Genomic DNA, 21,491 nt, shown 5'->3' with positions numbered 1-21,491 from the left:
TGATGGTCGCCTCGTGGTTTTACGAACGATGAAAAAGAAACGGTGCCGGTCAGTGCGGCGAAAGCGCGGCCGCGATTTTTGTCGCCGGCGCGCTCGAAGGTCGCAGCGCCTCGGGCGCATCGCCCAGGCAATGCTCGGGACGCCACGCATAGAGCCACTCGACCGCATCGTAGAAGCGTTCGGGCGTGCGGCCGGTCCAGAGGCTGTTGCGCACCAGGCGCTCCACGCCCTTGGCGTGGTACAGGCGCCCCATCTCGCGCACCGACAGCACCACGCGCGCCGTGCGGGCCACGCGCGCGGCCTCGTAGAGCTTGAAGGCGGCGGTCATGTCGAAGTCACAGGTTTTCACGGCTTCGCCGAGCGTCACCGCGTCTTCGAGCGCCATGCAGGCGCCCTGCGCCAGGTACTGCATCATGGGATGCGCCGCATCGCCCAGCAGCGTGGCGGGGCCGTCGCTCCAGCGCCCGACCGGGTCGCGGTCGGCGGTGCTCCAGCGGCGCCACGAGGTCGGGCGGTCGAGCAGCTGGCGCGGGCGAGCGTGCACGCCCTCGAAGTAGGACAGCACTTCTTCCTTGCTGCCGTCGGTCACGCCCCACTCTTCCTTTTCGCGGCTGTGGAAGGTGACGACCAGGTTGTATTGCTCGCCGTGGCGCAGCGGGTAGTGCACCAGGTGGCAGTCGGGCCCGGCCCAGACCACGGGTGCGTTCAAGCGCAGGTCGGCCGGCATGTCGGCGGCGGGCACCACCGCGCGATACACCACGTGGCCCGACACGCGCGGCGCGTCGCCGATGAGCTTGCCGCGCACCACCGACTTCACGCCGTCGCAGCCGACGATGGCGTCGGCCTTGAACGTGCGGCCGTCACTGGTGACGGCGGTCACGCCATGCGCGCCGGTGTCCAGCGACGCAACCTGCGCCGAGGTGTGGAAGCGGATCAGCGGATGCTGCTTCACCGCCTCGTGGATCGCGCCGTGCAGGTCGGCGCGGTGGCTCACGGCGTAAGGATTTTTGAAGCGTGCGCGAAAGGCTTCGCCGACCGGCACCGAGGCCACCTCGCCGCAATCGACCGCGTCCATCATCACGAGCCGGTCGGTGAATACCGAGCCCCGGCGCACCGCCTCGCCCACGCCCAGCGCGTCGAGCGCGGCAAAAGCGTTGGGGCCGAGCTGCAGGCCCGCGCCGATTTCGCCGATGGCGGCGCTCTGCTCCAGCAGGTCGATGGACACGCCCAGGCGCGCGAGCGCCAGCGCCGCGGCCATGCCGCCGATGCCGCCGCCGACCAGCAGCACCGTGGGGTTGATTCGGGTCGACGTCATCTTGAAGAACTCCTTGCGTTTCTCATCCGGTTCCTAGGCGCGTGCGGCTTGGGCAACCGGCCGCTGCGTTCTCGCCCGGTGCACACCCAGCATGGCCAGGGTCAGCCCCGCGACGATCGCCGGAATGCCGACCACCGCGAACAAGGCCGGCAGCGTCAGGCCCATGGCCAGCATCGCGCCGCCGCCCATCGATCCGATCACCGAGCCGATGCGCCCGATGCCGTTGGCCCAGCTGACGCCGGTCGCGCGGCAATCGGTCGGGTAGAACGCCGCCGACAGCGCGTTGGCGCCCACCTGGCCGCCCGAGACGCAGAAGCCGGCCAGGAACACCATCGTGCCCACGAGCCACGGCGTGGCGGTGAAACTGCCGATGGCGGCAATGAAGAGCGCCGCGAGCCCGTAGGCAACGGCCAGCACGTAGTGCGGATTGGCGCGGTCCATGAGCCAGCCCAGGGCGATCGCGCCCAGGGTGCCGCCCACCTGGAACATCATGGTGATCAGCGCCGCGGCCTGGAGGCTGGCGCCGGTGGTCTTGAGCAGCGTCGGCAACCAGCTCGACAGCAGGTAGATGATCAGCATGCTCATGAAGAAGGCCAGCCACATCAGCAGGGTGCCGCGCAGCAGCTCGGGCCTGAAGAGGTGCGACACCGGCGAGCCCGCGGGCGGGCGCGGCGGCAGCCTGTAGGTGGCGCCTTGCAGGGCCGCCTCGGGCGCGATGCGCCGCAGCGTGCGCGTGACTTCGTCCAGGCGCTTGCCGGCCGTGACGAGATAGCGGGCCGACTCGGGCAGCAGCACCCACAGCACCGGCAGCAGCAACAGCGGCAGCACGCCCCCCAGCACGAGCACCACGTGCCAGCCGTAGGCTCGACCAGGCCGGCCGAGGCCAGGCGCCCAGCGCGGAGCCGACGGTGAAGCCGCAGAACATGGTCATGACCAGCAGCGAGCGCCGCTTCTCGGGGCAGTATTCGGCCGTGAGCGTGATCGCGTTGGGCATGGCGCCGCCGAGCCCCAGGCCGGTAAGGAAGCGCAGCACGATCAGCATGTCCAGCGATGTCGACCAGGCCGACACCAGGCTCATGAGGCCGAAGAAGAAAACGCTGAGCAGCAGCACGGTCCGGCGGCCGAAGCGGTCGGCGAAGGGCCCGATGGTCAGCGCCCCCACCATGAGGCCGAACAGCCCGGCGCCGAAGACGGGCGCGAGCTGGGCCGGCGAGAGCTGCCACTGCGCCCGGATGGCCGGCGCGATGAAGCCGATCGCGGCCGTGTCGAAGCCGTCGATGGCCACGATCAGGAAGCACAGGACCACGATCATGACCTGGTAGGGCGAGACCTTGCGCTGATCGATGAAGCTGGCGACGTCGATGGGAGAAGAGGCGGCTGGCATGGGGTGTCTCGTTGTCGTTGTGTTCCCGGGCGCGCCGCGGCGAGCGCCGGCCTGCCGTGTCAGTCGATGCGAACGGTCAGCGAAGGCAGGCGCTCGATGCTCACCTTGATGGTCTGGCCCGGCTTCACCGCGCCCACGCCTTCGGGCGTGCCCGTGAAGATCAGGTCGCCGGGCTGCAGCGTGAACAGCGTCGACAGGTTCGCGATGACCTCGTTCACCGACCAGATCAGGTGCGTGATGTCGCTGTTCTGGCGCACCTGGCCGTCGACCTCCAGGGTGATGGCGCCGCCGTTGATTTCGCCCACGTCGGCCAGCGTGCGCAGCGGCGCGATGGGCGCCGAAAAGTCGAAGGCCTTGCCGATTTCCCACGGGCGGCCCTGCTCGCGCATCTTCATCTGCAGGTCGCGGCGGGTCATGTCCAGGCCCACGGCGTAGCTGTGGATGTGGCTGGCGGCCTGATCGACCGGAATGTCCTTGCCGCCCTTGCCGATGGCCACGACCAGCTCGGCCTCGTAGTGGTAGTTGCTGGTGAGCGGCGGGTACGGCACGGCGCCGGTCTGGCCTTCGGCCACGGGCACCACGGAGGCGTCGTCGTTGGGCTTGCAGAAGAAGAACGGCGGCTCGCGGTCGGGATCGAAGCCCATCTCGCGCGCATGCGCCGCGTAGTTGCGGCCCACGCAGTAGACGCGGCGCACGGGGAACAGCTTGTCGGAATCCACGATGGGCAGGCCGACGATCGAAGGGGGCGTGAAGACGAAGGACATGAGGGCTCCTGCCGCGCGGGGCGGCACACGGATGAACGGAAAAAACGAAAAGAAAAAAGTCGCGTGAAGACGCTGCTCAGGCGTCTTCGAGAAAGGCTTCGCGCAGGATGCCCATGGCCTGCTGCACGGGGCGGTCGGAGAAGCTGAAGAGCACGGCGTCTTCGTTCGGCGAAGACAGGCGCAGCGGCGCCCACGAGGGCACCACGAAGGTGTCGCGCGGACCGAAGTCGAAGCGCTGGCCGGCAATCTCGGCCGTGCCGCGGCCTTCGACCACGCTGTACACCGTGCCATCGGTGGCGCGGTGCGTCTTGCCCGCGAAGCCCTTGGGCAGCAGTTGCAGTTGGGTCGAGATGGTCGGCATCGGCGAGCCGCCCGTCAGCGGGTTGATGTAGCGCAGCTTGTGGCCGAGCCAGGCGTCGGGCGTCTCCTGCTTCTGCAACTGGGCCAGCGCCTCGCGGCTGCGAAGGTAGGGGTAGTTGAAGATCGGCGAGGTGGCCGACACGTGGTCGTGCCGCACCGGCACCATGTTATGGCCGAAGCGCGCCAGGCTGTGGCCTTCGGGGCGCGACACGTGCTGCACCTTGGCGTCGTCGTTCTCGGCAAAGCGGCGTCGAAGAAGCGCAGCATCGGAATGTCGAGGCCGTCGAGCCACACCACGGGCTCGACCGTGCCGCCGATGCCTTCGTTGCCATGGTCGTGCCAGGCCCACGAGGGCGTGATGATGAAGTCGCCGGGGTACATGGTGGTGCGTTCGCCGCCGACGGTGGTGTAGGCCCCCTTGCCGTCGACGATGAAGCGCAGCGCCGACTGCACGTGGCGGTGCGAAGGCGCCACCTCGCCCGGCATGATGAGTTGCAGGCCGGCGTAGATCGACTGCGTGATCGACGAGTTGCCGGGCAGCGCCGGGTTCTCGAGCACCAGCACGCGGCGCACGGCCTCCTCGGCGGTGATGAGGTCGGCCGACTCCATCAGCAGCGGGCGGATCTCGTCGTAGCGCCAGAGCGCGGGCACGCAGGGCGTCTGCGGTTCGCGCGGCACGAGGGCGTGCAGCGATTCCCACAGCGGCGTGAGGTGCAGCGGGCCGATGCGGGCGTAGTAGTCGCGGCGTTCGGCCGCATTGGAAGGCGCGGAATTCATGGGCGTTGTGTCTCCGTGGCGGCATTGTTGAGCCGCACCACTATTTCCTCAAGACCGTCAGCCAATACACGGAATTCGAAATTTCGATAATGGTGCCTTTCGCGCTAGAAGAAGGCCCCCCATGTCCAAGCTCGATCTCGAATGGCTCGCCGTGTTCGACGAGGTCTACAAGACCGGCAACGTGTCGAAGGCGGCCGAGCGGCTGGGCATGGCGCAGGCCGCGGCGAGCACCGCGCTCAACAAGCTGCGCGCGCACTTCGACGACCGGCTGTTCACCCGCACCGCGCAGGGCATGCAGCCCACGCCGCATGCCGAGCGCATCTACCCGAACCTGCGCGAGGCGCTGGCGCAACTGGCGCAGGCCCAGGGCAACCGCAGCAGCTTCGACCCCGCGCAGGCGCAGCGGCGCTTTCGCATCTGCATGACCGACATCAGCGAGGTGGTGCTGCTGCCCGGCCTGCTCGACCACCTGCGGCACGCGGCGCCGGGCGTTCACATCGAGACCGAGATCATCTCGACGATCAGCGGGCGCCGCCTGCAGGACGGCGAGGTCGACCTGGCCGTGGGCTTCATGCCGCAGCTGGACGCGGGCTTCTACCAGCAGACGCTGTTCATGCAGAACTTCGTGTGCCTGGCGGCGCGCAACCACCCGCGCATCGGCGCGCGGCTCACGCGCAAGCGCTTCGAGGCGGAGGCGCATGCGGTGGTGTCGACGTCGGGCACGGGGCACGCCATCGTCGACACCACCATCGCGCGGCTGGGGCTCAAGCGCAACGTGGTGGTGCGGCTATCGAGCTTTCTGAGCGTGGCGCGCATCGTGGCGCACACCGAGCTGATCGTGGTGGTGCCGCGCATCCTGGGCAAGGTGCTGGTCACGCAGGAGCCGGTGAAGCTGCTGGAGCCGCCCTTCTCCCTGGCCGACTACGCGGTGAAGCAGCACTGGCACGAGCGCTTCCATGCCGACCCCGGCAACGCGTGGCTGCGGCGCACGCTGGCCCAGCTGTTCAGCGGCAGCTGAGCCACGAGTCGCCGGGCGTTTGCGCCGGCACGACAGGCGGCCTTCGGAAGCGGGCGCCCGCTCGCATAATCGCGGCTCCCCACCACAGCCATTCCTACAAAGGCGAACCATGTCCTCGATCACCCTGCGATTCCTCGCAGAACCCAGCACCGTCAACTTCGGCGGCAAGGTCCACGGCGGCACGGTCATGAAGTGGATCGACGAGGCCGGCTACGCCTGCGCGACCAGCTGGGCCAAGCGCTACTGCGTCACCGCCTTCATCGGCAGCATCCGCTTCCACCGGCCGATCATGATCGGCGACCTCGTCGAGGTCGAGGCCCGCCTGGCCTACACCGGCACCACCAGCATGAACATCTCGGTCGAGGTGCGCAGCGGCGACATGAAGGGCGGCGTGATGGAAAAGACCACCGAGTGCCTGATCGTGTTCGTGTCGGTCGACTCGCACGGCCGGCCGCTGCCGGTCGAGAGCTTCGTGCCCGGCACGCCCGGCGAAATGGCGCTGGCCGAGCGCGCCAAGGCGCACCTGGACGCCAGCCGCGCCGCCGGGGCCACGCCCTGAGCCCGCGGAACTAGGCGGAAAGCTCTAACGGCGAGGGCCGCGGGCGGCTAGAGTCGTGCGATTCGACTCTCTCTTCCCAGGAACATTTCGCATGGCCACCTCCGACGACGACAACAACAACAAAGCCGCCGACCGCATCAAGGACTCCGCCCAGCAGATCTGGCTGGCCGGCCTCGGCGCCTTTGCCAAGATGCAGCAGGAAGGCAGCAAGGCCTTCGAGGCGCTGGTCAAGGACGGCGCCGGCATGCAGAAGAAAACCCAGCAGGCCGCCGAGGAAACCCTGGCGCAGGCCCAGACCCGCATGGCCGGCTTCGCCAGCGAGTTCGGCACCAAGGCCGCCGGCCAGTGGGGCAAGCTCGAGAACATCTTCGAAGACCGCGTGGCGCGCGCGCTCGAAAAGCTCGGCGCCCCCACGGCCGCCGACATGGCCGCGCTGCAGGCGCGCGTCGATGCGCTCGAGGCGCAACTGAAGAAGCAGTCGGTCGCGGCCGCGCCCCGCAAGACCACGGCGCGCAAGGCGGCCGCGCCCGCCGCCAAGAAAACCACCTTGCGCCGCAGCAAGGCCGGCTGACCCGGCGCCGGCCCCCACGCGGCCGGCCGATATTGCGGCACTGCACAAAAATCAGCACCGCGAAACATGCCCCGCGCCGTCCATGGTGCGGTGCACATGCGCTAGAGTGCCCCCAAGAGACCACGAGACACACGGGGGCACCGACATGGCAAAGAAGGCGCCACGCCGCACAGCGCAACGCATCCTCGAAGCCGCATTGGATCTGTTCAACCGCTTCGGGGAACCGAACGTCTCGACCACCCTGGTGGCGGGCGAGCTCAACATCAGTCCGGGCAACCTGTACTACCACTACCCGGCCAAGGAAGAGCTGATCAACAAGCTCTACGAAGCCTACGAGGCCGAGCTCAACGAGCTGCTGCACGCCAGCGAAGGCGTGCACGACGTGGAGGACGCGTGGTTCTTCATGCACAGCCTGTTCGAGCTGATCTGGCGCTACCGCTTCCTGTACCGCGACCTCAACGACCTGCTGAGCAAGAACCGCCACCTGGAAACCCAGTTCCAGCTGGTGCTCAAGAACAAGGCACGCGCCATCCGCCAGCTGATCGCCGGGCTGAGCCGCGCCGGCCACCTCGAGATCGATGCGCACGAGGTCGACACCCTCGCCCAGAGCATGGTCGTGGTGCTGACCTACTGGCTCAGCTACGAGTACGTGCGCAACCCGCGCGAAGCGCTGGAGCCGGCCCATGCCCAGGGCGCGCTGCTGCGCGGCGGCCACCACACGCTGCACCTGCTGGCGCCGTACCTGGGCCGCGAGCAACGGCGGCATTTGCTGACACTGAGCAATGCCTACAACGGAGAAGATGCCGCATCGAGCAACGGCAACAACGCGGATTCCCCTGTCGATATGGCGGCCTAGACAACCATGCCCCACCCCGATTTCAAACCGCTCTCGCTGATGTCCGCCGGCACGGTTTCCGCCACCGCGGAACCGTGGACGCCCCTGCCCTACCCCGACGTGCCGCGCTACGACGCGCACAGCGTGCTGTCGCACTGGCCGCGCCTGCACGCGGGCCACGACGACATGCCGCCGCCCGCGGCCGGCGCCCCTCTGGCCGAAGGCTGGGCGCTGTACCACAGCGGTGAATTCGAACGCGCCGCCGCGTTCGGCCTGCTGCACGGCCCCGAAGGCCTGGCGCTCGCCAACCAGGCGACCGCCATCTACGCCAACTACCTGGAGCCGCGCGAGGCCGTGCGGCTCGCGATGTTCCGCCAGGTGATCGAGCGTGCCGGCGCGCAGGCGGCCGACGACCCCGCGAACTGCCAGGCGCTGTACTGGCAGGCCTATGCGCTGGGCCGCTACAGCCAGGGCATCAGCGTCGCGCGCGCGCTGGCGCAAGGGCTGGGCAGCAAGCTGAAGGGCGCGCTCGAAAGAGTGATCGCGTTGCAGCCGCGCCATGCCGACGCGCACGTCGCGCTGGCGTCGTTCCACGCCGAGGTGATCGACAAGGTGGGCGCGCTGGTCGGGCGCATGACCTACGGCGTGCGCGCCGAGACCTCGATCGAGCTGTTCGAGCGCGGCCTGCAACTGAACCCCGATTCGGCCGCCGGCCTGATGGAATACGCCCGCGCGCTGGCGATGCTGCACGGCGAATCGCGCCTGGGCGAGGCGACGCAACTTTTCGAGAAGGCGGCGGCGCTGAAGCCGGCCGATGCCCGCGAACGGCTGGACGTGGAACTGGCGCGCGTGGGGTTGCGCGACTGAGCCCGACAGCAAGTGGTACCAAGGGGTACCGCGCGATTTAAGATGTGCGTTTTCCGCTTTTCAATTTGACGACGCCCATGTCCGACCTCCACGCCCAATTCGAAGCCGCCCAGGCCAACTCCAAGCTGCTGGCCGAGCGCCCCGACAACCCGACGCTGCTGAAGATCTACGGTTTGTTCAAGCAAGCTACCGAAGGCGACAACACCGCCAAGAAGCCCAGCTTCAGCGACATCGTCGCGCGCGCCAAGTGGGATGCGTGGACGGCGCAGAAGGGTGCGAGCGCGGATGAGGCGAAGCAGAAGTACATCGACCTGATCGAGTCGCTGCGCGGTTGATACAGAACCAGTGGGTGCGCACAAGCCACCGTCAATTGATTCGCGCATTGGCGAATTCCGCGACGATCTCTTGTGCGCTCATGAGAATAGGTCTGGTGTGATCTCCGCCAACACGTCGGCAAGACCATCTCCCCTGAGAAGGCGCTCGATGGCCACCCAGCGTGGTGCGGGATCTGCCCCGCGGCCAAGGTACACCAGGGAATAGATCTGCCGGCGAATGCTGTCCAACACGCGCCGACCATTGCGTGCGTCGCGATAGATGCCCTGGAACCCCAAGGCAAGGACGAGGAGCACCAGTTCCAGCAGGTCGAGATGCTTTTGCGGCTGGCTGCTCAGGAATCCGACGATCCGAAAAACGCCCAAGCCGCCTTTGTTGTCGCTATGGAATCTCACCGCCAAGCGGCCTGCCCAAATTTGCGCGGCCGATTCGCTGGCCTTGCCCCAGATCGAATTGCCGGCAGCCTCGTCAAGCGCCGTGCAAAGCATGTAGCTGGCCGCCACGATGTAGTCGGACGGAATGCGAGCGTCTTGGCACACCGATTGAAATGAAATGACCTCGTGCACCAGAGCGCGATAGAAGGCATCAAGTTGAGTCTCGTCGAGTTCGCGAGGCATCCTGGCGAAAGCATCCAGCAACGGCCGGGCCGCTTCGAGCAACGGGACACGAGCAACCTCGACAGCCACTTGGCGGTCGGGTTGCGGTGAGACGCGCTCAAGCTTTTTTCCATCTGTAAGGATGGGCCTTGGCTTGGGTTTTGGCGCGGGTGCTGCTGTAGCTGCACCGGCGCCTCGGACTGCGTCTGCCGAGGCAGGGGTCGTATCCGTCAGCGGGAATACGTCGTCGTCGCTATCGACAGGCGTGGACATCAATCAATTGATTGCAGCGAATCCCAAGAGTATCAGCGCGGCATCGTGCCCCTGAACATTTCAGCTTCACGGTCCCACTTCGCTCTTTGCACACGGTCCTTTTCATTTTGGTAGTCGATTTCGGCGCGCTGCTTTGCCAGTGCCGCCTGCTTCTCCTTGTTGCTGTGCTCGACCTTTTTTCGAAGCATGTCGTCGCCATCGTTGCCAAAGAAGATGCGCCGATGTTTGGCGAGGCCATATCCGTTGAGCTGAAACTCCGGCATCCCGAACCCGATGAAGCCCGCCATCGAGTCGTGCACAAGTTCTTCAAACATGACCGCAACGGCCTTGGGCACCGGATTGGCCTGAATGGCTTCGAGCAGATGCACGGCATCGAGCTGGACGGCGGTGTTGCGCACATCCGCCACCGCGCTTTTCTGCAGCATCCCTTGCCACTGCTTCAGGTAAAGATGCGCTTGCTGCGCGACGAGCGTCAAGGATTTGCGCTCATCGTTGGCGTAGCGCTGCATCATGTCCATTCGTTCGCGCAGACCGTTGGCCACCGTGCCAACGGTCAAGGCAAGGGAGCCCGCCGACCCCAGCAGCGCACTGAAAACAGAACGATCGGCAGCCTGGACCAGCGGGTCATAGCGCTGTTTCAAGACCGCATCCTTGGGCACGCCCTGTTCCTGGCAGCGCTTGATTTCCTGGCACAGCCCGGCAATCACAAACAACAGTGCGAGCTGTGTCTGCTTCATCCAGATCGGCTCCTTGATGGAGTCCGCGTCCAGTGCTAGATTGGGGTGCCGGTCTGCCAACTGCATGGCCGGCGCACTCCACCAGTCGGCGTTGTTGCGCAATCGGTAGGTTAGGTACAGGCTCAGGTGCTGACGCGCCATGTCCTCGACCGGTCCGGGCTGAATGTTGGCCTGCTGGTAGTAGGCATCGAACGCGGCCGCCGTAGCCGGTGAGGGCTTGAGGGCCTTGGCAATCTCCGGATCCAACGGATCGAATGCCCCAACCCAACGCTCCTTCCCGCGATTTTTTTGTGTCGGCAGAGGTCTGAAACGGTACCCCGCAAGCCAGTGCTGCACAGTACATCTCGTAGCCAGGTATGCGCGCCACTTGCCGGTCTTCTCCGTCTTTCCAGTCATTGCGGCCCAACGCCATCGGAAAGTAGCCGCCGCCCACATCCGAGTGCGCGCCGGGGTACACGTATTCGGTCACGTTGACCGGGTACCTGCCATTGATACGCACCGAGTCCAAGGGAAAGCAGGCCCGCGCCTCCGTGCTGGCGACCATGTGCACGCATTGCTCCACACGGGGATGAACCTGCATGGTGCCGTCGGCCCAACCGGCGCGGCCTTCCACATATTGGTAGAGCCCAGCCATGCCCACCGAAGCAACGGTGTCGAACAAACCCAGAAATTGCAGGCGCAATGGGATGCCGGCAAAGAGATATTGGCCGTCCTTCTGTTCACACAGTTCGAACAACCAATGCACGAAGGTGCGTGCTTCTGCCGCTCCGCGAGAGAATCCGAATACATTGACAGTAAGTGCATCTATCGGCGTTTCGTGGGCTATTTTTTTCTTGAGATTTTTCTGCCAATCATTTTTTAGTTCATCTTTCCATCGCCCCCATTCGATAACTTTTCTTGGGTCTCGACGCATTAGTAAGCCGGCACTTTGCGCCAATTCTTTAGCGATTTTCTTGTCAATCACATCCTGACCATAGGCATGCTGACTGACGGCGTTGAACACGCAGGTCAACCCCCAGACGATGCGGGGTGCCCCATTGAGTGCTGCTGCGGAGCCCGCGCCCAAGGTGATCTTGTTCGCAATATCAACCCCATCTTGAATGAGTTCCCCGGCCTTCTCCAGCGCGGTCCTCTCCGGGGCCTTTGCTTTCTCTTCAGCAGTGAGCTTCTTGGAGGGGCCGTCGTCCCCGATCTCGCGAAAGGCCGTGCCCAGGCCGGGCATGTAGTAGCGGTAATAACCGTTGGTGGCGACCTTGAGGGGGCCGGGATGCGCGTGGTACAACCGAACTACGTTCGTGTGCTTTTGTTTGCGGGGCTCGCTCTCGTATTTCTTGAAGTCCACGTCTTCGTTGTTGCCGGTGCCATCGAAGAACATGCCGACAAAGAGTTGGCCGCTACATTTGGGCTTGCCTCCGTCCGAGTTGATGGCGCAAAGCGCCGCGGCACGCTTCAAGTACTCCCTGGGACTGAGCGGGCGTTCGCCCACACGAGTTTGGCCACGCACGGGGTTGAGGGCAGAGTCGATTTGTTCAGTAACGCTCATTGCACAATTTCCCTTCTAAGGTTTATTTCTCGTCGTCCTTGTCTTTGCTCCAATCCTTGCGGCTGACCCAAGGCTTCTTGTCTTCTTCGCTCATGGGATAGAGCATGTGCTCTATCCCAAACTTGCTCACCACCACCTTGACACGGTGATTGGGATAGAAGTGCACTTGCATGGCGCCCGAATTCTTGACTGTGTATTCAGGAACTTCGACCATTGCCATTTGCGGTGGAGGAGGCGTTGTGTCGGGATCGTGTGCTCGGTGGTTGTAAGACCACTCCACCTTGACCGTCATGCCGGGATGCCAGCGTCTTGGGAGTGACATACAGCATGAATTCCCCGCTCCGCCAGCAAGCGAAGCATTGGCACCACCATGTCCATCGACAGAAAACCCACCGATGCTCCAACCATCGGGCTTGGTCATGTGGTTGTAGCCCGTGATTTCGGTAGGCAGCATGTCCTCGCCGCAAGCCGTCAGCGAGATGGCGAGGCCTGAAATGCAGAAGAATTGCCAGAGCCGCCCTGCAATGCGAGAGAAACTCCGGACGGTGTTGAGCAGGCGTTCACCCACGCGGACAGTGCCGCGCATGTGAGCAAGATCGCCAACTACTCCGCGCGGACTTCTTGGATCTTCGAACCAGTTCATGGTTTTCCTTGCGATGGCAATTTCGCAGTCTCATGCGCCTGATCACGCGTCCATTGGTCATCCGGCCCGCGGTGCCATTGCGCCAAGTCCTTGATCCATTTCGGGTCGGCTTGCGATGGCGGTTTGGCGGTTTCATGCGTTTGATCATTGGTCCATTGACCGCTCGGCTCACGATGCCATCGCGCAAAATCCTTGACCCAACGAGCGGCCAAGCGGTCGCTTTCTTCAATGGGTTTCGAGGAGCCTCTGAAATACCACAGCCCGTCATCGCCCTTGCGGACCAGCGTGTCCATCCAGTCGAGCCAGGCGGCTGACACAGGATCATCGACCACCGGCTGTGCTGTGCGCTTCACCACAGTCATGGTGATGCTCGGTTTTTCCAGCGTGCGATGCCATGCGCCGTCGGCACCGAACGTCCATAGTTTCGGGTTCAGAAAAACGTCGGCCCAGATTGCATTACCGGAATCCAATGGCGAATCTGTATTTCCCTTGAGGAACAGATTTCCGTTCGGGCTGCGAATCAAGTTTTTTTCCAGCGACTCACCCGCTCGGAATCTTCGCTTCGTCTTCACGCCCTTCAAAGCCAACGCTGTTGGCGTGTACGACTGTGCAATCTGAGCGAGTTTCTCTTGAGTTACCTTGGGCAGAGAATCTTCGGCCTTCAGTTCGATCGTCCAACGCCCCTCAGGTTGGCGATGCCAATTTGTCAGACTGCCGAACCATGGAGCCCACTCATCTCTTTCAGAGGGTGCATCAAACCAGGCTCCGCTCATTTCGACCACGGGCATCGTGGGCCCGTTCTTGTCGGCAACCATGAAGCGCACAACATCGCTCCTGTACACCCAAACTACCGTGCTGTTGTCAGGCGACACCGATACCACTTCGTCGAATCGTCGAAACGACTCATCGGGCGGTGGCTCGGGTGGAAGCCATTCCTGTTGAAGCGTTCTTCCGTTGAAAACCCTGCCGGCTGCGCTTTGCTGCATCGCTATTCCGTCCGGAGTCTGAATGTCGACAAATTTCTTGTTCGGTATGTACCAGCGATCGGCATCGATCTGCTGGATATAGGCACTTTGCGGCGCGCCCTGCTCGCTTGTCCAAAGCCGGGTGAGAAGTTTTTCTGTTGTTTCGCTGAGCAAATAAAAGTAGCCGTTGGCTTGGACGATCCAGCTCGAACCAGGGCTCGGCAGCTGCGCCACAACCCTAGAGAACGAGCCATTGCTGTCGGGTACAGCTACCATTTCTCCCTTGTGGCTGATAGACAAGTAGCTATGGTCGTAGATCAGCTTTCCAGAGACTTTGCAATTTCGAAAACTGAAGTTGCCCGAGCGCTCGACGTTCTTGACGGTACTGTCACAAGTGACTTCACTGCCGTCGCAAGCGCTCAGCAAGATTGCAAAAAAAAAGGCACAAGCAATACAAAAAGGAGAACCAGACAAGCGAGAGCGATGTGAGGCGATCTCAAAGGTTTTCGTTATCGTCACACCAAGTCCTTGTCCACCAACGCCCTGCGCAAGTTACCCGGTTGCCACGCCTTGGTGAGCAGCAGTTCTTCGAGTTTTGGGTTCTCATGCATCTTCCCGTTGGTCAGCAGTTCGGCGGTAACCAAAGAGACCTTGTCGGTCCAGTTATCAATGCCGTGTCTGTCGATCAGTCCGAAAGTTTTTTTCTTGATGTAGCCGTGCAATTTCCCATGCGCCACGTTGGGTGCAAACACCTCGGGCAATTGGTCCGCCAGCAAGTCCAGCGCTGCGTCGGGTTCGCTGGCTTTCACCATGGCATCGATCTGCGTTTGGCTCAGGTGCAGCGCCGTCAGAGAGGCCTCTTCTTTTGGCTCGGGTAATGCGCAGGTCGCCATGGTGCCTTCGCGGTTCACGTAGAACCAATGCACGAGGGGTGCCGCAACGGCTCCCCACTGTGCGGGCTCCAGGATGTCGGGCAGCAAGGGCAGCGTGCGTGTATCGGCAAAGCGCAGAAGCATGCGCTGCTTGTCGCTGGTGTGCACATGATGAAGGGGGAACCAGCGCTTGCCCAGATTCCAGGCCGGGATGCGGCTTGCCATCACGCTGAACATCGGGCGCCCGCTGCAATGAGCCAGCAGTTGCGCCATCCGTTCGTGGATTTTTTCTTCGAAGGGGTCCAGTTCGATCAGCCATGGCGCCGCGCCCACCAGATCATTGAGCGGGTATTCCGCAGCGTAGCAATTCAGCCCTTTGTAGATCGTGCCAGCGGCGTTGCTGCCGTGGTCAAAAGCTCCGTCAATCAGTGCGATCCAATAGAGGTCGGGCTCGACGGCGAATGCATCCGTCAGGAATTTTTCGGCCGCTTTCAGCTCGGTCGGGTCTTGCGCAAAGTACATGACTCACCCTCCCACCGCTGCAACGGGGCTGCCGGACTTGAGGGCCTTGAGCACACAGTCTTCGCATAGCGTTGTAGGGAATTTGATCTCCGGCAACGGTAATTCCTTTTGCGGCTGAAGACTGTGATTGCCGGCGTATTCGCGCCATAGGCCGCTGGTGCCGTGCTCGATGCTGGCTCTCTTCCAGATGCTGTAGCTGGTGCCACCGTTGATGGCCACAACCTCATCGGCGTCCAGCGTGATCTTGCTGGCCCGCAAGGTGATGTCCTTCTTGGCCAGCATATGGATGCTTTTCTTCAGTGCCGTGATATCGATGTCTTCCTGGGCCGCAACGATCTTGATGAGCCCCTTGAAGGCAAACATGCGGATGGCTTGCGCGGCGCTGACCAGGAAGCTCTTGTTGGAAGAGATGCTGGTGTGGCTACCGCTGGTCAGTGCGATGTGCTCGCCGCTGGCAATGTGCGTCGAGTTCGGCGTGGTGGTTTCGATGCCGGCGGGGCTGGCCAGCACCAGATGGGGGGCCAGAAACTCGGGGAATTCACCGTCGGCACGATTGCCGCCACCGCCTTTGATGTCTTCGTTTTGCTTCTTGAGGCTTGGACAACTTCGTCCTGATCGCCTGTTTCGTGGGCCTCCGCCTTGATTGCCGCGGCGGCGAGGCTGTCGTGCTGATCCTGGCCCTGCGCCAAGCGGGACACAGTTTCGATGCTGTCGAGAACGTGTGATTGCGCATTGGCACGGGGTTCGGTGGTGACGAGCAAGCCGTTCTTGGCGCGCACGGCACCGTGCCCGTCGGTGCGCAACTCGAACCCTTCGCCGCGCGGGTCCTTGCGCCCGGCGTTGTCTTCAATGCGCGTGATGTGGCCCAGCGAGAGCTGGCTGTGCTGGTGGTCGGACTTGACCTGGACCTGAATCTTGCCGTCGGTGTCGTCGAACACCAAGTGATTGGAGCGGCCTGAAGCACTGTTGCCGCCTTCCTTGGTGAGTTCCCGGCTGCGCAGGCCACTCAGGGCCGATTGGCTGGGCAATGCCCACAGCGGCAGGTTCGCCTGGTTGTACGAGCCCCCGATGCAAATAGGCAGATCCGGGTCGCCGCCGTAGAAATCGACCGTCACTTCCTGCCCGATGCGGGGAATATGGATGGCGCCCAACTGGTTGCCGGCCCAAGGCGAGATGACACGAATCCAGCAACTGCTGTGCTGGTTCTTCCGGCCGATGCGATCCCAGTGGAACTGAACCTTGCTGCGCCCAAGCTCGTCGGTCCAGATGTTCTGCCCTTCGGGGCCCACCACCAACGCGGACTGCGGGCCGCCAGTGCGTGGTTTGGCGCGCGTCGGCACCGGGCGCAAAGGCTCAATGACCGGATGGGCCGTGAAGTCCACATGAACCCGCCATTGCTGTTGCCGGTCGCGCGCGGCATCCTTGTTCTGGCTGTCTTGCGCGACGTCTTCAATGATGAAGTGCGTGTCGAGGATCAGGTATTCGGCATTGGCCTTCTGGCGCGGATGCTTCTGCAGCTTGAAAGTACGGCCCGGGACCATGCCGCGCAGATTGCCGCTGGCCTGGGCGCGCTCGCCATGTGTGCGCAGTGCCTGCATGCGCAGCAGCGCCAACTGCCGACCTTCGTCTTGGGGGTCGTTGGCCTCGGCGGTGCCGGCGCGCGGCTGCACATAGTGACTGCCCGCATGGGCGGCATGCCATTGGTAGACCTCGCCATCGGCCAGGCCCGTGGGGCGCGGGTCCTTGCGGCTCACGCTCAGGTCGGCCCTGGGGCGGGTGTAGTCGAAGTCGCGAGTGAAATACTGGCCGCTCGTGAGGTGGCTGTGGGGAACGAAACTGCTGACGTACTCGGCATCGACCTTCCAGCCGGGCGCGTGGTATTCGACCTCGCGATAGGCTGCGCTGTCGGCCTCCTTGTAGGCGCCCATGGCATCCGAGAGAACCAGTCGGTGCTTGCCCTCGGCGGACTCGAAGTGGTAGCTGATCCCCCATTCCTCGCACAGGCGGCTGAAGAAGTCGAAATCGCTCTCGTTGAATTGAACCTGCAGTTCGCGCAGGGGGTATGTCTCGAACAGACGCTTGTCGATCGGGTAGGCGTAGTCAGCCAGCAGTTCATCGAGGATCTGCACGACGTTCTTGTTCTGGAAGATCTTGCAGTCGGTCGTCTGGGTGGCAAGGTGCAGCCAGGGGCGCAGTGTCAGCTTGTACTGGACATGGCGGCCTTCCTCGCCCCACATGGCGGCGTCGGTGATCAGGGCGTTGATCTGACGCACGCCAGCACCCGCATGGTCGGTGCTCGAACCCGTGGCGCCAGGAAGAAAGGCGCCGGAGCCGTCGAGCTCGATCAGGCAACTGATCTCGCGGCCGATGAAGGCGTTGAGATCGAAGTCGGCCGCACCGCTCGCGCCGATGTTCAGCGCGTCCGGGGTCTTCAGAAGCAGTTCGTACTCGAACAGGCTGTTCATGCCCTCCCGGCCCGACAAGCGCACGGGCTCCAGCGCCGGGCGACCTTGAACCGAAGGAATGGCCGCGCTGACGATGGAGAGGGTTTGGGGCATGCGGCGGCGACCTGATGGATGGGGGTCCAAAAAGTCTGGGGCACGCGAGCACCGCACCTTTGCAAACAATAGTCACGCCCGCGACGCCCGGAATAAGCACTGAAGAGCGCGAAAAATTCACGGGACAGGCACGCGGCACGACCGCGAAAGCCCACATCGAGTGGGCCAGTGGTTGGCGCATGCCTTGGAGCGAACTCGGCTCTGCTTGCCTAACCCACGATCCCCCGCGCACGCAGCGCGGCGATCTGTTCCTCGCTCAACCCGACTTCCCTCAGCACCGCATCCGTGTCCGCCCCCACCGCCGGCGCGTTGTACCGGTGGCTGGCCGGCGTGAGCGACAGCTTGGGCACGAAGCCCGGCACCGGCAGCGCGCTGCCGTCGGTCATCTGCACCTGCTGCAGCATGCCGCGCGCTGCGTAGTGCGGGTCGGCCGCGATGTCGGCGATGGTGTAGATGCGTCCCGCCGGCACGTTCGCCGCCTCGAGCGCGGCCAGCACCTCGGCCACGGTGCGCTGCGCGGCCCAGTCGCCGATGGCGGCGTCCAGCATTTCGACCTGCGCCACGCGGCCCGTGTTGCCGGCCAGCGCCGGATCGGCCGCCAGGTCGGGCCGGCCGATGCATGCCATCAGGCGGCGAAAGATGCTGTCGCCGTTGCCCGCCACGATGGCGTAGCCGCCGTCCGCGCAGCGGTACGCGTTGGTCGGCGCAATGCCCGGCAGCGCGCTGCCGGCCGCCTCGCGCACCGCGCCGAACGCGCCGTATTCGGGCAGCAGGCTTTCCATGCAGTTGAACACCGCCTCGTAGAGCGCCACGTCGATCACCTGCCCCCGGCCCTTCGGATACTCCGCGCTCACCGTGGCGTGCCGGTGCTGCATGGCCATCAGCACGCCGATCACGCCGTGCAGCGATGCCAGCGTGTCGCCGATCGACACGCCCACGCGCACCGGCACGCGGCCCGGCTCGCCCGTGAGGTGGCGCAGCCCGCCCATGGCCTCGGCCACCACGCCGAAGCCGGGCCGGTCGCGGTAGGGCCCGGTCTGGCCGTAGCCGCTGATGCGCAGCATGACGAGCCCGGGGTTGGCGGCCAGCAGTTCGTCGGGGCCCAGGCCCCAGCCTTCCATCGCGCCGGGGCGGAAGTTCTCGATCAGCACGTCGGCCTCGGCCGCGAGCTTGCGCACCACGGCCTGCGCCTCGGGTTCGCGCAGGTCGAGCGCCAGCGAGCGCTTGTTGCGCGACTGCACCTGCCACCAGACCGAGGTGCCGTCCTTCATCAGCCGCCAGTTGCGCAGCGGATCGCCCGCGCCGGGCGGCTCGATCTTGATGACTTCGGCGCCGAAGTCGGCCAGCGTGCGCGCGGCAAAAGGCCCGGCGATCAGTTGCCCGAGCTCGATGACCTTGAGGCCGGCCAGCGGCCCGGCGGCCGCTGCGGCGCTGGAGGTGGAGCTTGTCGTCATGGCTTCGAAAGAAGTGGGTGCGCGAAGGCGGCAGCCGCCCGATCGCGGGCGGGCGCCTCAGGCCAGGCGCGTGCCGCCGCCCGGCGCGTTGAGCAGCGCGTCGAGGTTGCGCGTGATCTTCTGTTCGATCACTTCGCTGAAGCTGCTGAACAGAAAGCCCAGCGTGGCGTCGAGCGTGAAGGTGCTGGCCGTGACCTCGACCGTGCCGTCGATGCCGGCGCGGGTGAACTGCGCCACGTCGCGGTCCTTGCCTTCGGTGTAGGCGCATTCGAGGCCGAACTCCTGCTCGGCCTGCTGCACCCATTGGCGCGCGACTTCGCGTGCGCCGGCAATGCCGAGCGTGTGGTTGCGTTCGATGTGGATGTCAGGCACCGTGATCTTCCTTGTTGTCTTTGGGGCTGGAACGGGTTTGCAGGATGCCGGTGGCGGCCTGCAGCGCGCTGCGGCGTTCGTCGGTGGTCGACAGCGCAGCGATGCGCTTGACCTCAGTGTAGAAGCGCGGCCAGTCGCGGCCCTCGCGTTCGAAGAGTTGCTCGAAGCTGGGCACCAGGTCGTCGTAGGCGCCCTGCGCGCCGAAGGCCGCGTTGTTGGCGCGCGCCACCCAACCGTCGTAGGCGTTCTGGCGCGGGCCGGTCCAGCCGGCCTTCAGCTTCGCATAGCGCTCGCGGAAGTCGGCCATGGCGGCCTGCTTCATGACGTCGACCTTGGCCCAGTCCTTGGCCTTGGCTTCGGGCGACTCGTAGACCTGCGTCAGCGCGCGGCGGGTGTCCAGCGCGAGCGCACGAAAGCCCTGGCGCTGCGCGTCGAACTGCGCGTATTCGCGGCGCGCCGGCTCGCCCGCTTCGCGCTGCAGCCACATCGCGCCGCCGATGCGCTCGACCGCCGTGGCGTACGACTCGTTGAACACCGTGTCGCCGGGCACATAGAGCACCTGGTGCGCGAGTTCGTGGAACACGATGCGCGCAAGCTCGCCCTCCGGGTAGCCGATGAAGGTCGACAGCAGCGGATCGCCGCCGGCCCAGTTCATCCAGCCGAGCGTGGAGTACGCGGGCACGGGGTAGACGGCCACCTCCATGCCCTCTTTCTTCTGTGCCTCGGCTTCGGCCTTGGCCGCGGCTTCGTCGTAGTAGCCGCGATAGCCCACGCAGCCCGCCACCGGGAAGCACCAGCTCTTGAGCGTGAGCGAGTACGGCGGCGCGGCCACCACGTTCCACACGGCGGCGGCGCGGTGCAGGTCGGCGTACGACTTGTAGCTGGGGTTGTCGGGCAGGCCCAGTTCGGCCGATGCGAAGCGGCGGATGCGCTGCGTGAGTTCGAGCTTGGTCTTCAGCGCCGCCGACACGGCGGGGTCGGCCAGCCACTCGGGCACGGGCTTGGCGGCCCGCATGATGCCGATGTGGCCGCTGGCCGACTGCCAGTAGTAGCCCAGGTCGGCGCAGCCGGTGAGCAGCACCGAGCCGGCCAATGCGAGCGCCGCAAGTGCCCTCACGCGCGCTCGACTTCCACCAGGCAGTCGTAGAAGGTCGGGCCGCGGCCGATGTCGGTCAGCCGCTGGCTGGTGAGCTCGTTGACGTTGGTGCCGTCCATGCCGAGCTTGCGCCACCAGATGCCCATGCCGTGCACCACGCCCTGGCGCGCGCGGCGCGAGACCTCGGCGCGGCAGCGGTGCTCGCCGCGCTGGTTGAACACGCGCACCGTGGCGCCGTCCTCGATGCCGCGCGCGGCGGCGTCGGCTTCGTGGATCTCGAGCAGCGGCTCGACCTCGATGGCGCGCAGGCTCGTCACGTTCACGAAGGTCGAGTTGAGGAAGTTGCGCGCCGGCGGCGAGATCATGGCCAGCGGGAATTCGGTCGAGCTGCCGGCCGGCTCCCAGTTGGGCACGTGGTCGGGCAGGCCGTTCAGGCCCATGGCTTCGAGCCGCGCGCTGAAGAACTCGCAGCGGCCCGACGGCGTGGGGAACCTGCCTTCGGCAAAGGGCGCCTCGGGCAGCTTCACGGTGGTGAAGCCCTGCGACAGCAGTTGCGAAAAGTCGATGGCGTTTTCAGCGAAGGCGGTGCGGCACAGCGTCTCGTCGGAATCCGAGAAGCAGGGCTCGGTGAAGCCCATGCGGCGCGCCAGCTCGCGGAACACCCAGGCGTTGCTGCGGGCCTGGCCACGCGGCGCCACGGCCGGGCGGTTCAGCAGCACGTCGGTGTGGCCGTAGCTGCAGTGGATGTCCCAGTGCTCCAGCTGCGTGGTGGCGGGCAGCAGGTAGTCGGCGTAGTCGGCGGTGTCGGTGCGGAACTGCTCCAGCACCACGGTGAACAGGTCTTCGCGCGCGAAGCCCGCCGCCACCTTGGCCGACTCGGGCGCCACGGCCACCGGGTTGCTGTTGTAGACCACGATGGCCTTCACCGGGTTGGCGGTGTCCAGCAGCGCGTCGCCGATGGTGCTCATGTTGATGGTGCGCGGCGTGCGCCCGGCCAGCAGGTCGGGGCGCTGCAGCGCGGCGCGGTCGACCGGGTAGTGGCCCGAGCTGCTCAGCAGCACGCCGCCCGCGCGGTCG

20 protein-coding genes and 2 pseudogenes are annotated in these 21,491 nt (G+C 65.0%); 6 read left to right on the top strand and 16 right to left on the bottom strand.

Features of this window, described 5'->3' with window-relative positions:
• Positions 1-49: 49 nt before the first annotated feature.
• The 4 genes and pseudogenes from BMG07_RS04240 to gtdA form a co-directional block, all read right to left on the bottom strand.
• Complete coding sequence (locus BMG07_RS04240) at positions 50-1,315, bottom strand: 3-hydroxybenzoate 6-monooxygenase (protein WP_198083502.1); 1,266 nt, start codon at positions 1,313-1,315, stop codon at positions 50-52.
• Positions 1,316-1,348: 33 nt separating this feature from the next.
• Positions 1,349-2,699: pseudogene (locus BMG07_RS44670) on the bottom strand (MFS transporter).
• A 59-nt stretch (positions 2,700-2,758) separates the two neighbouring features.
• Entirely contained in the window at positions 2,759-3,463 is a 705-nt protein-coding gene (locus BMG07_RS04230; protein WP_198083501.1) for a fumarylacetoacetate hydrolase family protein, read from the bottom strand.
• 76 nt (positions 3,464-3,539) lie between these two features.
• A pseudogene (gtdA, locus tag BMG07_RS04225) lies at positions 3,540-4,600 on the bottom strand (gentisate 1,2-dioxygenase).
• Positions 4,601-4,721: 121 nt separating this feature from the next.
• Here gtdA and BMG07_RS04220 point away from each other — a divergent pair.
• The 6 genes from BMG07_RS04220 (at position 4,722) to BMG07_RS04195 (ending at position 8,785) form a co-directional block, all read left to right on the top strand.
• Entirely contained in the window at positions 4,722-5,618 is an 897-nt protein-coding gene (locus BMG07_RS04220; protein WP_198083500.1) for a LysR family transcriptional regulator, read from the top strand.
• A gap of 109 nt (positions 5,619-5,727) precedes the next feature.
• Positions 5,728-6,177: an acyl-CoA thioesterase gene (locus BMG07_RS04215; RefSeq protein ID WP_198083499.1), complete on the top strand. Its 450-nt coding sequence runs from the start codon at positions 5,728-5,730 to the stop codon at positions 6,175-6,177.
• A gap of 91 nt (positions 6,178-6,268) precedes the next feature.
• Positions 6,269-6,748, top strand: coding sequence for a phasin family protein (locus BMG07_RS04210; RefSeq protein WP_198083498.1), 480 nt, complete (start codon positions 6,269-6,271; stop codon positions 6,746-6,748).
• A gap of 145 nt (positions 6,749-6,893) precedes the next feature.
• Complete coding sequence (locus tag BMG07_RS04205) at positions 6,894-7,604, top strand: TetR/AcrR family transcriptional regulator (protein WP_198083497.1); 711 nt, start codon at positions 6,894-6,896, stop codon at positions 7,602-7,604.
• 6 nt (positions 7,605-7,610) lie between these two features.
• Complete coding sequence (locus BMG07_RS04200; protein ID WP_198083496.1) at positions 7,611-8,450, top strand: hypothetical protein; 840 nt, start codon at positions 7,611-7,613, stop codon at positions 8,448-8,450.
• 77 nt (positions 8,451-8,527) lie between these two features.
• The gene (locus BMG07_RS04195) at positions 8,528-8,785 is read left to right on the top strand and encodes an acyl-CoA-binding protein (protein WP_198083495.1); all 258 of its coding nucleotides are present in this window, start codon (positions 8,528-8,530) and stop codon (positions 8,783-8,785) included.
• A gap of 78 nt (positions 8,786-8,863) precedes the next feature.
• Here the strand turns inward: BMG07_RS04195 and icmH are convergent, their stop codons facing one another.
• From icmH to BMG07_RS04140, 12 genes are all read right to left on the bottom strand, one after another.
• Entirely contained in the window at positions 8,864-9,469 is a 606-nt protein-coding gene (icmH, locus tag BMG07_RS04190; RefSeq protein ID WP_198083494.1) for a type IVB secretion system protein IcmH/DotU, read from the bottom strand.
• A 215-nt stretch (positions 9,470-9,684) separates the two neighbouring features.
• Complete coding sequence (locus BMG07_RS04185) at positions 9,685-10,389, bottom strand: hypothetical protein (RefSeq protein WP_198083493.1); 705 nt, start codon at positions 10,387-10,389, stop codon at positions 9,685-9,687.
• A complete protein-coding gene (locus BMG07_RS04180) occupies positions 10,277-11,932 on the bottom strand; it encodes a phospholipase effector Tle1 domain-containing protein (RefSeq protein WP_198083492.1) in 1,656 nt (551 codons plus the stop codon). The genes BMG07_RS04185 and BMG07_RS04180 overlap by 113 nt, the downstream gene beginning before the upstream one ends.
• A 22-nt stretch (positions 11,933-11,954) precedes the next feature.
• Positions 11,955-12,575 carry a DUF3304 domain-containing protein gene (locus tag BMG07_RS04175; RefSeq protein ID WP_198083491.1) on the bottom strand — a complete coding sequence of 207 codons (621 nt, stop codon included), beginning with the start codon at positions 12,573-12,575 and terminating at the stop codon, positions 11,955-11,957.
• Positions 12,572-14,059, bottom strand: coding sequence for a hypothetical protein (locus BMG07_RS04170; RefSeq protein ID WP_198083490.1), 1,488 nt, complete (start codon positions 14,057-14,059; stop codon positions 12,572-12,574). Before BMG07_RS04170 ends, BMG07_RS04175 begins: the two co-directional genes overlap by 4 nt.
• Complete coding sequence (locus tag BMG07_RS04165) at positions 14,056-14,934, bottom strand: DUF4123 domain-containing protein (RefSeq protein ID WP_198083489.1); 879 nt, start codon at positions 14,932-14,934, stop codon at positions 14,056-14,058. Before BMG07_RS04165 ends, BMG07_RS04170 begins: the two co-directional genes overlap by 4 nt.
• A gap of 3 nt (positions 14,935-14,937) precedes the next feature.
• Entirely contained in the window at positions 14,938-15,444 is a 507-nt protein-coding gene (locus BMG07_RS41440; protein WP_307866865.1) for a DUF2345 domain-containing protein, read from the bottom strand.
• Positions 15,366-17,492 carry a type VI secretion system Vgr family protein gene (locus BMG07_RS04160; RefSeq protein ID WP_269758630.1) on the bottom strand — a complete coding sequence of 709 codons (2,127 nt, stop codon included), beginning with the start codon at positions 17,490-17,492 and terminating at the stop codon, positions 15,366-15,368. Before BMG07_RS04160 ends, BMG07_RS41440 begins: the two co-directional genes overlap by 79 nt.
• Before the next feature lie 209 nt (positions 17,493-17,701).
• On the bottom strand, positions 17,702-18,946 hold the full coding sequence (locus BMG07_RS04155; protein ID WP_198083488.1) for a CaiB/BaiF CoA-transferase family protein: 1,245 nt from the start codon (positions 18,944-18,946) through the stop codon (positions 17,702-17,704).
• Between the two features lie 57 nt (positions 18,947-19,003).
• Positions 19,004-19,318: a polyhydroxyalkanoic acid system family protein gene (locus tag BMG07_RS04150; protein WP_198083487.1), complete on the bottom strand. Its 315-nt coding sequence runs from the start codon at positions 19,316-19,318 to the stop codon at positions 19,004-19,006.
• Complete coding sequence (locus tag BMG07_RS04145) at positions 19,311-20,435, bottom strand: aminopeptidase (RefSeq protein WP_198083486.1); 1,125 nt, start codon at positions 20,433-20,435, stop codon at positions 19,311-19,313. Before BMG07_RS04145 ends, BMG07_RS04150 begins: the two co-directional genes overlap by 8 nt.
• Positions 20,432-21,491: molybdopterin-dependent oxidoreductase (locus BMG07_RS04140; RefSeq protein ID WP_198083485.1), on the bottom strand; the 1,060-nt coding region annotated here is incomplete at its 5' end. The genes BMG07_RS04140 and BMG07_RS04145, both read right to left, overlap by 4 nt.

It is taken from the genome of Variovorax sp. E3, from assembly GCF_016082275.1.
Lineage (GTDB): Bacteria > Pseudomonadota > Gammaproteobacteria > Burkholderiales > Burkholderiaceae_C > Variovorax.
The sequence above is the reverse complement of the archived record's forward strand: the minus strand, read 5'-3'. Positions and strand labels throughout refer to the sequence as shown.

What these genes read in the sequence shown, in the direction of transcription:
- BMG07_RS04210 (WP_198083498.1), top strand. Translation starts at nt 6,269, where the DNA reads ATGGCCACCTCCGACGACGACAACAACAACAAAGCCGCCGACCGCATC.
- BMG07_RS04160 (WP_269758630.1), bottom strand. Translation starts at nt 17,492, where the DNA reads ATGCCCCAAACCCTCTCCATCGTCAGCGCGGCCATTCCTTCGGTTCAA.
- BMG07_RS04205 (WP_198083497.1), top strand. Translation starts at nt 6,894, where the DNA reads ATGGCAAAGAAGGCGCCACGCCGCACAGCGCAACGCATCCTCGAAGCC.
- BMG07_RS04215 (WP_198083499.1), top strand. Translation starts at nt 5,728, where the DNA reads ATGTCCTCGATCACCCTGCGATTCCTCGCAGAACCCAGCACCGTCAAC.
- BMG07_RS04220 (WP_198083500.1), top strand. Translation starts at nt 4,722, where the DNA reads ATGTCCAAGCTCGATCTCGAATGGCTCGCCGTGTTCGACGAGGTCTAC.
- BMG07_RS04240 (WP_198083502.1), bottom strand. Translation starts at nt 1,315, where the DNA reads ATGACGTCGACCCGAATCAACCCCACGGTGCTGCTGGTCGGCGGCGGC.
- BMG07_RS04200 (WP_198083496.1), top strand. Translation starts at nt 7,611, where the DNA reads ATGCCCCACCCCGATTTCAAACCGCTCTCGCTGATGTCCGCCGGCACG.
- BMG07_RS04175 (WP_198083491.1), bottom strand. Translation starts at nt 12,575, where the DNA reads ATGAACTGGTTCGAAGATCCAAGAAGTCCGCGCGGAGTAGTTGGCGAT.
- BMG07_RS04195 (WP_198083495.1), top strand. Translation starts at nt 8,528, where the DNA reads ATGTCCGACCTCCACGCCCAATTCGAAGCCGCCCAGGCCAACTCCAAG.
- BMG07_RS04230 (WP_198083501.1), bottom strand. Translation starts at nt 3,463, where the DNA reads ATGTCCTTCGTCTTCACGCCCCCTTCGATCGTCGGCCTGCCCATCGTG.
- BMG07_RS04165 (WP_198083489.1), bottom strand. Translation starts at nt 14,934, where the DNA reads ATGTACTTTGCGCAAGACCCGACCGAGCTGAAAGCGGCCGAAAAATTC.
- BMG07_RS04155 (WP_198083488.1), bottom strand. Translation starts at nt 18,946, where the DNA reads ATGACGACAAGCTCCACCTCCAGCGCCGCAGCGGCCGCCGGGCCGCTG.
- BMG07_RS04180 (WP_198083492.1), bottom strand. Translation starts at nt 11,932, where the DNA reads ATGAGCGTTACTGAACAAATCGACTCTGCCCTCAACCCCGTGCGTGGC.
- BMG07_RS04185 (WP_198083493.1), bottom strand. Translation starts at nt 10,389, where the DNA reads ATGAAGCAGACACAGCTCGCACTGTTGTTTGTGATTGCCGGGCTGTGC.